10 protein-coding genes are annotated in these 14,681 nt (G+C 51.3%); 7 read left to right on the forward strand and 3 right to left on the reverse strand.

All coding sequences use genetic code 11. The features are described 5' to 3' along the window. The first annotated feature begins 405 nt into the window (after window positions 1-405). The gene (locus ACZMIG_RS13445) at window positions 406-1,350 is read left to right on the forward strand and encodes an NAD(P)H-dependent flavin oxidoreductase (RefSeq protein ID WP_125104820.1); all 945 of its coding nucleotides are present in this window, start codon (window positions 406-408) and stop codon (window positions 1,348-1,350) included. Between the two features lie 197 nt (window positions 1,351-1,547). Here the strand turns inward: ACZMIG_RS13445 and ACZMIG_RS13450 are convergent, their stop codons facing one another. The 3 genes from ACZMIG_RS13450 to ACZMIG_RS13460 all read right to left on the reverse strand — a co-directional run bounded on the left by ACZMIG_RS13450 (window position 1,548) and on the right by ACZMIG_RS13460 (window position 6,038). Beyond that, a complete protein-coding gene (locus tag ACZMIG_RS13450) occupies window positions 1,548-2,972 on the reverse strand; it encodes an MATE family efflux transporter (RefSeq protein ID WP_021853408.1) in 1,425 nt (474 codons plus the stop codon). Window positions 2,973-3,860: 888 nt separating this feature from the next. After that, on the reverse strand, window positions 3,861-4,496 hold the full coding sequence (gene bamJ, locus ACZMIG_RS13455; protein WP_125104822.1) for a BamJ family beta-barrel-assembly machinery protein: 636 nt from the start codon (window positions 4,494-4,496) through the stop codon (window positions 3,861-3,863). Further along, window positions 4,497-6,038: a glycine--tRNA ligase gene (locus ACZMIG_RS13460; RefSeq protein ID WP_125104823.1), complete on the reverse strand. Its 1,542-nt coding sequence runs from the start codon at window positions 6,036-6,038 to the stop codon at window positions 4,497-4,499. It abuts the gene before it with no gap. Window positions 6,039-7,038: 1,000 nt separating this feature from the next. On the opposite strand from ACZMIG_RS13460, the gene ACZMIG_RS13465 reads away from it, so the two are divergent. The 6 genes from ACZMIG_RS13465 (at window position 7,039) to ACZMIG_RS13490 (ending at window position 14,670) form a co-directional block, all read left to right on the forward strand. Further along, window positions 7,039-9,774: a DNA gyrase/topoisomerase IV subunit A gene (locus tag ACZMIG_RS13465; protein WP_053397976.1), complete on the forward strand. Its 2,736-nt coding sequence runs from the start codon at window positions 7,039-7,041 to the stop codon at window positions 9,772-9,774. A 79-nt stretch (window positions 9,775-9,853) separates the two neighbouring features. Then, window positions 9,854-10,645 (forward strand): DUF3316 domain-containing protein, encoded by a 792-nt coding sequence (locus ACZMIG_RS13470; RefSeq protein WP_487889703.1) that lies wholly within the window; start codon window positions 9,854-9,856, stop codon window positions 10,643-10,645. Next, window positions 10,642-11,655, forward strand: a complete 1,014-nt coding sequence (locus ACZMIG_RS13475) for a S41 family peptidase (protein ID WP_021853415.1) — start codon at window positions 10,642-10,644, stop codon at window positions 11,653-11,655. The genes ACZMIG_RS13470 and ACZMIG_RS13475 overlap by 4 nt, the downstream gene beginning before the upstream one ends. Next, window positions 11,652-12,461: an ABC transporter ATP-binding protein gene (locus ACZMIG_RS13480; protein ID WP_482694052.1), complete on the forward strand. Its 810-nt coding sequence runs from the start codon at window positions 11,652-11,654 to the stop codon at window positions 12,459-12,461. Before ACZMIG_RS13475 ends, ACZMIG_RS13480 begins: the two co-directional genes overlap by 4 nt. Before the next feature lie 155 nt (window positions 12,462-12,616). Beyond that, window positions 12,617-13,303, forward strand: a complete 687-nt coding sequence (locus ACZMIG_RS13485) for a response regulator transcription factor (protein WP_021853417.1) — start codon at window positions 12,617-12,619, stop codon at window positions 13,301-13,303. Next, window positions 13,300-14,670: a HAMP domain-containing sensor histidine kinase gene (locus ACZMIG_RS13490; protein WP_487889692.1), complete on the forward strand. Its 1,371-nt coding sequence runs from the start codon at window positions 13,300-13,302 to the stop codon at window positions 14,668-14,670. The genes ACZMIG_RS13485 and ACZMIG_RS13490 overlap by 4 nt, the downstream gene beginning before the upstream one ends. Window positions 14,671-14,681: the final 11 nt, after the last annotated feature.

The raw sequence follows: 14,681 nt of genomic DNA on the forward strand, positions 1-14,681 counted from the left end.
ATATTTCTGCCACAAATTACAGGCATGCTCTGAAAATGGCCGAAAAACCGTAACTTTTTCGCCATATATAGTTAAAGATTAAGCATTGGCAACGTCAATAAGCATTATATATTAAGAAAACATCGCAGGTTTAGTTTCAAACCGTTAGTGGCCCGTTTACGACCTGTAAACGGCCCACTTTTCATACAAAAGTGGGCCACTTTTTATCCGCAAACGGCATACTAATTTCAGACTAAATGCAAGTTGATGAAACAAGGGAGACACAACGAGCGGCAAGGCACGCTGCACTATAAATGAAACAAGGACACCGTACACCTAAAAAATAACGGCAAACACACAAGAATATCGCTGCAAAATCTTATCTTTGCAGCGATATTTTTTATTTTAGAAAAACAGAAAATGCTTATGAAAAATAACAGAATAACCGAACTTTTCGGCATTGAATATCCCGTAGTTCAGGGCGGTATGGTGTGGTGCAGCGGCTGGCGACTGGCTTCTGCCGTGAGCAATGCGGGCGGTCTGGGACTGCTCGGAGCCGGATCAATGCACCCGGAGACGCTGCTTGAGCACATAAACAAGATGAAAGCTGCAACCGACAAGCCGTGGGGCGTGAACGTTCCGCTGATGTATCCCGAGATAGACAGACTCATGAAGATGATAATAGACGAGGGCGTAAAGGTTGTGTTCACGTCGGCAGGCAGTCCGAAGAAGTTCACCCCGATGCTTCACGAAGCCGGAATAAAGGTGGCACACGTGGTGTCGAGCAGCAAGTTTGCCGCAAAATGCGAGGAGGCAGGCGTCGACGCTATCGTTGCCGAAGGCTTTGAGGCAGGCGGACATAACGGACGCGAAGAGACAACCACGATGACTCTGATACCGCAGGTGCGCAAGGCAACCACAAAGCCGCTCATTGCCGCAGGCGGAATAGCATCGGGCGAGGCTATGCTAGCAGCCATGGCTCTCGGCGCAGAGGGCATACAGGCCGGCACATTGTTCGCACTCACAGAGGAGAGTTCGGCGTCTGAAGAGTTTAAGAAGAGATGCACAGAACTTGCCGAAGGCGACACCATGCTGTGTCTGAAGAAGATTGCCCCCACCCGACTCATCAAGAATGCCCTATACACCAAGCTGGCCGAAGCTGAAGACAAGGGAGCCACAGCCGACGAACTGCGCGAGATACTCGGCAGGGCAGCATCAAAACGAGGAATATTTGAGGGCGACATGGAGAGCGGCGAACTGGAGATAGGTCAGATTGCCTCAGCGATAAAGACGATAAAGCCTGTGAGCGAGGTGATGAAAGAACTTATCAGCGGCTTTGAAAAGGCAAAAGAAAGAGTTGCACTTCTGTAAGCCTCAACGCTTGTTTATCATCATTTTGCGGCAGAATAAAATGATTCTGCCACAAAATATTATACCCATAAAACAATTCGTCATCCGCAACATCCTTATAAAGCGGCAACAAAAGTCTGCCGCATGATGTTACGGATGACGAATATAATTATCAAACAATATCACGACGGACATCCGTCCGACATCACATATACATCTTATCCCAGCTTTACTTTGAGCCATCGCCCGCTGAACAGGCGCCATAAGAATATTGCGCCGCGGAACGTAAGCTCTATGGCCATCGCCATCCATACGCCGCGCAATCCGTAGATAGGCGCAAGATAAGCCGCAAGAGTAAGGCGCACGAGCCACATGCTGGCAAGGTTCATACAGGCAGGAACAAGCGTGTCGCCTGCACCGAGGCATACGCTGTAAGCCACTATCGAAGCGGCAAACATCGGTTCGGCAAAAGCCTCTATACGCAAGGCACCGATGCCCAGCTGGCGGATTTCTTCCACAGGCGTCATTATTCCAATCATCTGCGGTGCCGTGATATACATCACGACGCTTATGGCCGCCATGACAATCATGCCAAGAAATACGGTGCGGTAGGCAAAGCTGCGCGCCAGGCGCGGCTGACCTGCACCGATGCTCTGCCCCACAAGCGTAGTGGCAGCCTCGCCGATGCCGTATCCCGGCATGTAGCAAAGGCTCTCGGCGGCTATGGCAAACGTGTTGGCGGCTATGGCAAAGTTGCCAAGCGGGGCAACAATCATCGTACTTACTATCTGCGCACCGCTCATCATAATATACTGTGCGCCCATCGGCGTGCTTATCTTTGCTGCGTTGCGCAGATAATCCCACAGCGGTGCAAAGGTCCATTTCTCCTTTTTCAGCATCAGTTCCGACGACCTGAGCGTTGCAAACCATATCAGCATCACACCCGTAACGATGTATGCAAGAGCCGTTCCAAGGGCAGCTCCGGCCACGCCCATGCCCATTCCGGGCATCAGTATGTCGTAGCCAAGCACGGAGACGTGACGCGTGCTGAATATAAGAAAATAGTTGAACACCACGTCCAGAAGACACATCAACACGCTGACGGCACTGGGCACGCGCATGTTTCCCGAACTCTTAAGCATGCTCGACGACAGTATTCCAAGCTGATATACGGGCAGCGACATGCAGAATATGGCAAAATAGCGCGACGCGTCGGGAGCGATATCGGCTCCTCCGCCAAGCCACAGGGGCAACGGACCGGCTATGACAAGGCATATGGCGGTAAGGATGAGCGTGAAGAGCGCCGTGGCCATTATGCCCTGACGGAACACCTGGCGCGCCTTTACAAAGTCGTTGGCACCGATAAAGTGGGCAGCCTGCACCGAGAAGCCCATGGCAGCTGCCGATGTAAGACCACCAAAGAGCCACGTAGTTGACTGTACTATACCTATCGACGCCGAAGCCTTGGCACCAAGCGAGCCAACCATCGACGCATCGATATATACCATCAGGGTGTTTGTCAGCTGTGCCAGAATGGACGGCACGCTGAGCTGGGCTATCAGATTGAGCATCTGACTGCCGTTCATCGTCTGGCCGTTGCGTATCATGGCCAGCAAGTCTTTTCCTTTATTAGCTGAAAACATCGTGCGAAATTACTACTTTTAAGATGAATAAACAAATTACGCGGACAAAAAACACGCGGAAATCTTTTATTAAAGACTTCCGCGCACATTATTCAGTTAATTCAATTTTCTCAAAAAAATGGAGGCTCATGCAATTCGTTTATGCTTTCCCTTACCCCCAATACCTGTTGCTGTATTCACAGCAAACAGGGTTAACATCCGTTACCTTAAACAATCTTTTTTATTTACCTTAATTACCTATGAAAACTTTTTCATGCCTCGCGGCATCTTTGTTATCCTTTACCAAAACAATCTTTCTCTTTACCTTAGCTTTATACCTATGAATTATTAATACCTATTGTTTTGTTTTGACGATGCAAAGATACTGCTGTTTGCGCACACAACCAAACATTTCAAGCATTTTATGCATCAAAACGCATGTTTTTTGACATAAATCAAAATCAGTATACGGGATGTTGATTTTTACATATTATTTGATTACACAAAACGCCACGCTGCGTCAGCACTGCCATGCCGCAACACACATGCGGACAAGAAAGGCAAGGCACGGCAGGACATTGCAATACATAAAGCCGAAAAAGAAAAAGCATGAGAACAAAACGCAAAGACATATACATAATGGAATAAAGGCGCATACATAACAAATTCAAGGTATAGGCATAACCTTCGAACATACCAACGCTTACCAACCGTATATGTTTACATAATAGATTTAAGGTGCATGTATAACAGTAGAACGCACAAACGCTACCGACCATACGTGTTTACATTACAAATTTAAGGTGCATGCATAATAAAATTAAGGCATATACATATATAATATAATGTAAAAGGGACGGAAGCGGCATAATGCCGTCCGTCCCCAGGAACATTATCTTTACGTAAGTGTTATTCTGTTATCCACTTGCCTTTCTTGGCATACCACGGGTCTGGCGTAACTCCCGGACGATAGTAAGCCACGAGGGCTATATCGAACACCAGCGTGCTGTAAGCCGGAATACCGGTGCTTCCGGTTGATCCGTAGCCCAGCTGATAAGGGATATAAACGCGCCAGCGGTCGCCTATGTGCATATACTGCAGCGCTGTGGTGAAACCGTCTATAAGGCCACCAACATACAGCTGGCGAGGAAGAGCTGTCTGAGGATTGAACTCTCCCTCATAGCTCTCGTCGAACACATATCCCTCGGAATAAGAAGTTGAGGGCAGGAGGCGTCCGCGATAGTGCACCAACACAGAGTCGGTGAACATTGGGCATCCGCTGCCTGTTCCTTCCTCGAGCACCTCTACCACGATGTGATCGGCATATCCGGCCGGTATGGTGTCCTCAAGCGAGTAGTTTCTGATAATCTTCCAGCTGCCGTCCTCAATGCCCATAGCCTTCTCGTAGATATTGTCAAAATAGGCCTCGTTGCGGTTTTTCCAGTCGGGAAATTCCTCAACGGTGTCTTCGTTCTCGCTGCAGGCCATGAAGCACAGCGGTGCAATAAGCAGCATCAGAAGGGCAAAAATATTGTACTTCTTCATTTACTGTATCTTTTTAAGAAGACTTGCAATGCTTACCTTATCCTCAATAATGCCGTTGAGCTCGTCGATGCTGACTCTCTCCTGCTCCATTGTGTCGCGGAAGCGCAGCGTAACGGTGTTGTCCTTCAGCGTGTCGTGGTCAACGGTTACACAGTAAGGCGTACCTATTGCGTCCTGACGGCGGTAGCGCTTGCCGATAGAGTCTTTCTCGTCGTACTGGCAGTTGAAGTGGAACTTCAGGTTGTTGATTATCTCGCGTGCCTTCTCGGGCAGTCCGTCTTTCTTTACAAGAGGCATCACACAGAGCTTGACAGGAGCCAGGGCTGCGGGCAACTTGAGCACAACGCGTGTCTCGCCGTTCTCGAGTTTCTCCTCGCAGTAAGAGTGGCACATGATTGAGAGGAACATACGGTCAACGCCGATAGACGTCTCGATGTCATACGGAGTGTAGCTCTCGTTGGTCTGCGGGTCGAAGTATTTGATTGAGCGGCCTGAGAACTTCTCATGCTGCGACAGGTCGAAGTCGGTGCGGCTGTGTATACCCTCAACCTCCTTGAATCCGAACGGCATACGGAACTCGATGTCGGTAGCGGCGTTTGCATAGTGGGCCAGCTTCTCGTGGTCGTGGAAGCGGTAGTTCTCCTCGCCGAAGCCGAGAGCCTGATGCCACTTCATACGTGTCTCCTTCCACTTCTGGAACCATTCGATCTCTGTTCCGGGCTTAACGAAGAACTGCATCTCCATCTGCTCGAACTCGCGCATACGGAAGATAAACTGGCGTGCAACAATCTCGTTGCGGAAGGCCTTGCCTATCTGTGCTATGCCGAAAGGTATCTTCATGCGGCCTGTCTTCTGCACGTTAAGGTAGTTTACAAATATACCCTGTGCTGTCTCGGGGCGCAGATAAATCTTGCTTGCGCTGTCGGCTGTAGAGCCCATCTCGGTTGAGAACATGAGGTTAAACTGGCGCACGTCGGTCCAGTTCTTTGTTCCGCTGATCGGGTCGACGATGCCTTCGTCGAGTATTATCTGCTTCAGCTCGTTGAGGTCCATGGCGTTCATAGCCTCGCTGTAGCGCTCGTGCAGGGCGTCGCGCTTCTTCTGGTTGTCGAGCACGCGTGGGTTGGTCTCACGGAACTTAGCCTCGTCGAAAGCCTCGCCAAACTTTTTGCGGGCCTTCTCCACTTCCTTGTTTATCTTTTCCTCGTATTTTGCTATCTGGTCTTCAATAAGCACGTCGGCGCGGTAGCGCTTCTTTGAGTCGCGGTTGTCGATGAGCGGGTCGTTGAATGCGTCAACGTGTCCCGATGCCTTCCATATCGTTGGGTGCATAAAGATGGCCGAGTCGATGCCCACGATGTTCTCGTGAAGCAGCACCATGCTCTTCCACCAGTATTCCTTAATATTGTTTTTCAGTTCAACACCGTTCTGTCCGTAGTCGTAAACTGCGGCCAAGCCGTCATAGATGTCGCTGCTCGGGAACACGAATCCGTACTCCTTGCAGTGAGACACTATTTTCTTAAAAACATCTTCTTGTGCCATTGTTGTTTATTTACCTTAAATTTTTATTTCACAGAAAAGCCCTCTGCGAGGGCAACAAAAAGTTATCGTATAAACACTTTTGCGTGCAAAGATAATGCAAAGCTACCGAAACACAAAACTTTTTCACACACATTATTATATTTATTTCGTCCTTGGCCCGTGCCGGCGGGTGCCTGCCGCCATGCGGCGCGTTATGTTTATTTAACACGGAGACGGCTGCCGGTTTTTCGTTTTTCTTGACAATATAAATTTGTGAAATAGAAAACTTACGCCGAGAGATATGGGTTCGCGGACGGCATAAACGCCATGAAACGACCAAAAACCGGCATCCTGAAACATGAAATGCGGCCTTTCATGATGCAAAAGCATGCCTTTTGGCTACCGAAACATGGCCTTTTGCAGTGGAAAAAACAGTGTTTTACACCGCAATTTGCGGTATTTTACATTATCTCATGCCGCCGCAGACCGCACAAACAAGTATAAACAACTGACTATCAAATACTTACACAAAACACGATTTATGCCGGTTTTTCATGTCTGAAGCCTGATTCTTGAGCAGCACGGGCATTCTGAGAGCGTTAAACGGACGGCGACGGGCATTTCCGGTTAACTTTATTTAACCTCGCACAGACCGTCCTCAACGGCATCTCAGCATAAGGCCGCGCTGCCGCTCCTTATATAAAAAATAAAATATTTATTTTGCATTGTCTCCGATTTTAGCTATCTTTGCATAAGATAAGCGGCATCTCAGCATAACACTTAAACATGTTTCAGCAAACAAGTTTAGTGGTTCTGCGTTCGATTTGCATTATCTTTGCATAAGATAAGCGGCATCTCAGCATAACACTTAAACATGTTTCAACAAACAAGTTTAGTGGTTCTGCATTCGATTTGCATTATCTTTGCATAAGATAAGCCGCACGAAGGCATCAAGCTAAAACAAGCCGGGCTGCAAAAGCCACACCGATTTGCATTATCTTTTCTACAGACATACATCATCATGGACGACAATATTAAAGACCCCGAAAACATAGAAGAGCAGGACATGCCCGTTCAGGACGACAGCAACGACATCGAACCCGAAAGCCACTCTGACTATAAGCCGGCCAACAGGTTTGACGCCTCTGCCGTGCATCATCTGAGCGGAATGTACCAGAACTGGTTTCTCGACTACGCATCATACGTTATCCTTGAGCGTGCCGTGCCCCACATCGAAGACGGACTGAAGCCCGTTCAGCGACGCATACTGCACTCTATGAAGCGCATGGACGACGGACGCTACAACAAGGTGGCCAACATCGTGGGCCACACCATGCAGTTTCACCCTCACGGCGACGCATCTATAGGCGACGCGCTCGTGCAGCTCGGACAGAAAGACCTGCTCGTAGACTGCCAGGGTAACTGGGGAAACATACTCACGGGCGACCGTGCCGCCGCTCCGCGATACATCGAGGCGCGCCTGTCTAAATTTGCGCTCGACGTGGTGTTCAATCCTAAGACCACCGAATGGCAGCTGAGCTACGACGGCCGCAACAAGGAGCCTATCACGCTGCCGGCAAAGTTTCCGCTGCTGCTGGCACAGGGAGCCGAGGGCATAGCCGTGGGATTGTCGTCAAAGATTCTGCCGCACAACCTCAACGAGATATGCGACGCCGCCATAAGCTATCTGCACGGCGAGCCGTTTACGCTCTATCCCGACTTCCCGACGGGCGGAAGCATCGACGTGAGCAAATACAACGAGGGACAGCGCGGGGGCACGCTGAAGGTGAGGGCAAAGATAGAAAAGCTCGACAGCAAGACGCTCGTGATACGCGAGATACCCTTCGGCAAGACCACAACTACGCTTATCGACTCGATACTCAAGGCCATCGAGAAGGGCAAGATAAAGGCACGCAAGGTGGACGACAACACGGCCGCACAGGTCGAGATACAGGTGCACCTGGCTCCCGGCGTGTCGTCAGACAAGGCCATCGACGCCCTCTACGCCTTCTCCGACTGCGAGATAAACATCTCGCCCAACTGCTGCGTCATCGAAGACAACAAGCCGCAGTTCCTGACCGTGAACGACGTGCTGCGCCACTCTACCGACCGCACCATGGCCCTGCTGCGCAAGGAACTCGAGATACGCAAGCATGAGCTGCTCGAGCAGCTCCACTTCTCGTCGCTCGAAAAGATATTCATCGAGGAGCGCATCTACAAAGACCGCAAGTTTGAGCAGGCTCCCGACATGGACGCAGCATGCGAGCACATCGACAACAGGCTGACGCCGTTCTATCCGCAGATGATACGCGAGGTTACAAAGGACGACATCCTGCGCCTCATGGACATCAAGATGGCACGCATATTGAAGTTCAACAAGGACAAGGCCGAGGAGCTGATAGCCAAGATAAAGGCCGAAGTGGACGACATAAACCATAAGCTGAACAACATGGTTGAGGTTACGGCCGACTGGTTCAGATATCTGAAGGAGAAATACGGAGCCGCACATCCCCGACTGACCGAGATAAAGAACTTCGACACCATCGAGGCTACAAAGGTCATCGAGGCCAACGAGAAGCTGTATATCAACCGCAACGACGGCTTCATAGGCACCGGACTGAAGAAAGACGAGTTTGTGTGCAACTGCTCCGACATCGACGACATCATCATCTTCTACAAGGAAGGCAAGTATAAGGTGGTGCGCGTGGCCGACAAGATATTCGTGGGCAAGAACATTCTGCACGTGGCCGTGTTCAAGAAGAACGACCGCCGCACCGTCTACAACGTTGTCTACCGCGACGGAAAGCAGGGCAAATACTTCATGAAACGCTTCTGCGTGACCAGCATTACGCGCGACCGCGAATACGAGTTCACGCAAGGCACGCCCGGCTCACGCGTGGTTTACTTCACCGCCAACCCCAACGGCGAGGCCGAGGTGATAAAAATTACGCTCGACCCGGCACCGCGACTGAAGAACATCTTTAAGGAGAAAGACTTCTCTGAGGTTGCCATCAAGAGCCGCGGGGCAAAGGGCGTGGTGATGACACGCTTCAACGTGCACCGCATATCGCTCAAGAGCCACGGCCACAGCACGCTGGGCGGACGCAAGGTGTGGTTCGACCCCGACGTCAAACGACTCAACTACGACAGCCACGGACGCCTGCTCGGCGAGTTTAACGAGGACGACAGCATACTGGTGGTGCTCGACAACGGCGACTTCTATCTCACCAACTTCGACGCCAACAACCATTATGAAGACAACATAAAGATTATCGAGAAGTTCGACGAGCACAAGGTGTGGACCGCCGTGCTCTACGACGCCGACCAACAGGGCTATCCTTACCTGAAGCGATTCACCATGGAAGCCACCAAGCGCAAGCAGAACTACGTGAGCGACAACCCGGCAAGCCGGCTCGTGGCGCTCACCGACGAGCCTTATCCGCGCTTCCTCGTAACCTTCGGAGGACGCGACGCCTTCCGCGGCACGATGGAGATTGAGGCCGAACAGTTTGTAGGCGTAAAGGGATTCAAGGCCAAAGGCAAGCGCATAACCAACTGGGAGACGGAGAGCATAGAGCAGCTTGAGCCGGCACAACAGCCCGAACAGGAGCCTGAAGACATCACACCTGAAGAGCAGCCGGCTGAAGAGACACCGCAACAGGAGAACCTCGACCCCGATGCAGGCAAGAGCCAGCAGCAGGTGATAGACGAGATTACAGGACAGCTCAGCCTTTTCAACGACAATGAAGATAATTAAGCTATTAACGCTCGCGGCCATGCTTGCCTCCTCTGCGGCGGCATGTGCCCTGCCCTGCGGCAACGGGCCTGAAGACGGGATGGCGCTGCACGGCAGCCTCAACACAGGCAACGTATATGCCCCCGACACCATAAGAAACAACAAGATAATAACCAACGCCCAGATGATAGGCATCGGGGCGGTGAACATTCTCGACACTTACCTCTCGCCCGAGAAGTATCGCGGCACCGAGCTGCGCTACATTTCACACACGCTGCGCGAGCGCAGGGACAGCCGCTGGTCGCGCCTGATAGTACATCAGGGCAACATGTCCTACAGCGACAACCGCTCGGGCAACGGCGGCGAGATAGCCGGAGCCTACACGTTCAGCTACGGCGTACACTACAACTGGAACTTCTTCGACGGCAGCCTCAACGTCAAGGCCGGCGCACAGGCCGATGTCAACGTGGGCTTTCTCTACAACACGCGCAACAGCAACAACCCTGCGCAGGCACGCCTGTCGCTCAACATATCGCCGTCGGCAGCCGCCACATACCGCTTTCGCCTGTGGCAGCACAACTACTCGCTGCGCTATGAGCTGAGCGTTCCGCTCATCGGCATGATGTTCAGCCCCAACTACGGACAGTCGTACTACGAGATTTTCAGCCGCGGCAACTACGACCACAACATCGTGCCTACCACCTTCGGCAGCACGCCGTCGCTGCGCCAGATGCTCACCTTCGACTTCTCGCTCGGCCGCACCACGCTGCGCCTTGGCTACATGGGCGACTTCCAGCAGGCCAGGGTGAACAACCTGAAATATCATTCTTACTCTAACATGCTGCTCATCGGCATTGTCAGACAGTTCAACATAACTAAAATAGTACCATGAGAAGAGTCTTAAACTTTCTGCTTCCGCTCATCGTGGCACTTGCCGCCGTGTCGTGTGTCGACGAAGAGGAGTACAGCGACGACCCGCGCGGCAACTTCGAGGCGCTCTGGAAGATAATGAACGAACACTATTGCTTCTTCGACTATAAGAACAGCGAGTACGGACTCGACTGGAACGAGGTGTATGCGCGCTACAGCCGGCAGATAGACGACGGCATGACGAGCACCCAGCTGTTTGAGGTATTGGGCAACATGCTCGGCGAACTGCGCGACGGACACGTCAACATGTACGCCTCGTTCGACCAGTCGCGCTACTGGAGCTGGAAGGAAGACTATCCCGCCAACTTCAGCGACTCGCTGCAGCGGCGCTATCTCGGCACCGACTACAAGATTTCTTCGGGCATAAAATACCGCAAGCTCGACGACAACATAGGCTACATCTACTGCGGATCGTTCTCCAACGCGATAGGCAGCGGCAATCTTAACGACATACTGATGGACCTCGCCACGTGCAACGCTCTCATCGTTGACGTGAGAGACAACGGCGGAGGAATGCTTACCTCGGCCGAAACCCTGGCGTCGCGCTTCACCGACGAGGAGATTCTCGTGGGCTACATGCAGCACAAGACAGGCCCCGGCCACAACGATTTCTCCGAACCGGAGGAGCAGAAGCTGAAGCCTTCGAGCGGACTCAGATGGCACAAGCCCGTGGCCGTGCTTACCAACAGGGCCGTGTTCAGCGCCGCCAACGAGTTTGTCAAGTATATGAAATGCTGCCCCGGCGTAACCGTCATTGGCGACAAGACGGGCGGAGGCGCAGGCATGCCCTTCAGCAGCGAGCTGCCCAACGGCTGGTCGGTGCGCTTCAGCGCATGCCCCATGTACGACCGCGACATGAACTGCACCGAGTTTGGCATAGAGCCCGACCATAACGTACAGCTCACCGACAGCGACTTTGCCAAAGGCCGCGACACAATAATAGAATATGCACGCAACATCCTTAACCAATGAACAACAGCAACACTTCTGACACAATAAGGCTCGACAACCTTACCATAGGATACAAGACACACGACGGCATACGCACCGTGGCAAAGGACATCAACGCTTCTATAAAGAGCGGCAAGCTGACATGCCTCGTCGGAACCAACGGCATAGGCAAGTCTACGCTGCTCAGAACGCTGTCGGGCTTTCAGCCACGGCTTGGCGGAAGCATTGTCATCAACGGCAGCGAGCTGTCGGGCTACACGCCGCGCGACCTCTCGCGCATAGTCAGCGTGGTGCTTACGTCGAGGCCGTCGTCGATAAACTTCACCGTAGAGGAGATAGTGGCACTTGGCCGCACGCCCTACACCGGATTCTGGGGAACGCTCAATGATGCTGACAAAGAGATTGTAAGCGAGAGCATCAGGCTTGCCGGAATATCCCATCTGGCCAAGCGCAACGCCATGTCGCTAAGCGACGGAGAACGTCAGAAGATGATGATAGCCAAGGCACTTGCACAGCAGACGCCCGTGATAATGCTCGATGAGCCCACCGCCTTTCTCGACTATCCGAGCAAGGTGGAGACAATGCTCCTGCTGACACGCCTGTGCCGCGAGGAAGGCAAGACGATATTCATGTCGTCGCACGACCTCGAACTCGTCATTCAGCTTGCCGACATCTTATGGGTTATGGAGCAGGGCGGCACCATATCTGTAGGCACTCCCAAGGCTCTCGCCGACGAGGGAACGCTCAGCCGCTTCATCGAGCGCACCGGCATAATGTTCGACAAAGAGGCGATGCGCATAACCGTATGCAAGAGCGGCACCGACTGACATTTTAAGACGATACTAAAACTGCGGGCATACACATTAATATGAATATGTATGCCTTATTTAAAAAATTCCAAGAATTTATATTTTTTGTACACACCTGTGATAAGTCGTGATTAATTATTAAATTTGCATCAGAAACATAAAGTTCATAAGCCATGCAATCCATACTTATCATAGAAGATGACAAAAGAGTGGCCGACCTGCTGAAAGCCGGACTTGAGGAAAGCGGATACCATACGATGGTGGCATACGACGGTGCCATGGGGCTGCGGCTGTTTGCATCCAACAGCTTCAACCTTGTGCTTTCAGACGTTATTCTTCCAAAGCTGGACGGTTTTGAACTTTGCAAGGAGATACGCAAGACCAATGCATCTGTACCCATACTCATGCTGACAGCCCTTGGCTCTACTAACGACAAGCTCGACGGTTTCGATGCCGGAGCCGACGACTACATGGTTAAGCCTTTCGACTTCCGTGAGCTAAACGCACGTATCAAGGCGCTGCTTAAGCGCAACACCAACATCGCGACAGAGCAGCCCGAGGAGCTGAAATATGCCGATCTGACGATAAACCTCAAGAGAAAGGAAGTCTGGCGAAACGGGGTAATGATAAAGCTGTCGCCCAAGGAGTATAACCTGCTGCTGTATCTGACAGAAAATGCCGAGCGCGTTATAAGCCGCACGGAGATTGCGGAGAAAGTATGGAACACCCACTTCGACACGGGTACAAACTTTATCGACGTCTACATAAACTATCTCCGCAAGAAAGTTGACAAGGAATTTGAAATCAAACTAATACACACAAGGCCGGGAATAGGCTTTATCTTCACCGACAAGCCATGAAAATACGCACAGCCCTGACATTAAAGAACACATGCGCCACGGCAGCCGTTTTCCTGCTGTGCACAATATTAATCTATATTGTCAGCGAACATACCCGTAGCAAGACCTTCTTTCATGACCTGAGAAGCGAAGCCATAACAAAGGCACATCTGTTCCTGCAGAACAAGGTTGACCCAAAGACAATGCAGGACATCTACCTTAACAACAAGGAATTTATCAATGAAGTAGAGGTTGCCATTTACACGCCCGACTTCAAGATGCTGTATCACGACGCTGTGCAGAACGATATAATAAAGGAAAACCGCCAGATGATAAGCAGCATCCTGAACAAGAAGGAAATAGAGTTTTATATAGGCAAATATCAGGGCATAGGCATGCTCTACGCCCTCAACGGCAAGAACTACATCGTAACGGCTGCCGCCTACGACGGCTACGGATATGCCAACTTGACAAAACTGAAGAATGCGCTGCTCGTCTTGTTCATCATAGGTCTAACCCTGCTGTTCGCAACAGGCTACATACTCGCACGCACTGCGCTGCGCCCGATAAGGGAGATTGTAAAGGAAGCAGACATCATTACCGCGTCGCAAATATCAAGAAGGCTGCCCGTAAAGAACAGGAAAGACGAACTCGGCGAGCTTTCCACCACATTCAATGCCCTTCTGAACCGCCTAGAAGTTTCGTTCAACGCACAAAAGATGTTCGTCAGCAACGTATCGCACGAGCTGAGAACTCCGCTTGCAGCCCTGATTGCCGAGCTCGACATAGCATCTCAGAAAGAACGCAGCTGCCAGCAATACCGCACGACAATACTAAACGCACTTAACGACGCAAGACGCATGACCAAACTGATTGACGGACTTCTGAATCTTGCCAAGGCCGACTATCAGCAGGAACAGATAAAGATGGAGCACATACGCCTGGACGAACTGCTGCTCGACGTCAGAGAATTTATCCTGAGGGCACACCCTGACTACCATGTAGAAATAATATTCGAACAGGAAGAAGCCGAAGACGACAGTCTGATAACCGTAAACGGCAACCATTATCTGCTGTCAATAGCATTCTCAAACCTCATCGAGAACAACTGCAAATATTCGGCCGACCACTCCTCGTTCATACAAATATCCTATTGGGACAAATGCGCAGTGGTGCGCTGTTCTGACGACGGCATGGGAATGTCTGACACCGACAAGCAGCACCTTTTCAAGCTGTTCTACCGCGGCGAACAGGAGAAAGTGGCCGAAGGTCACGGAATAGGCATGGCACTTTCACAAAAGATTATACGTCTGCACAGAGGCGATATCGCCGTACATTCGGAAAAAGAAAAGGGCACAACCTTTATAGTTGAGCTTCCGCACATATAGCAGTAACCGGA

The organism is Xylanibacter sp. (assembly GCF_057607445.1).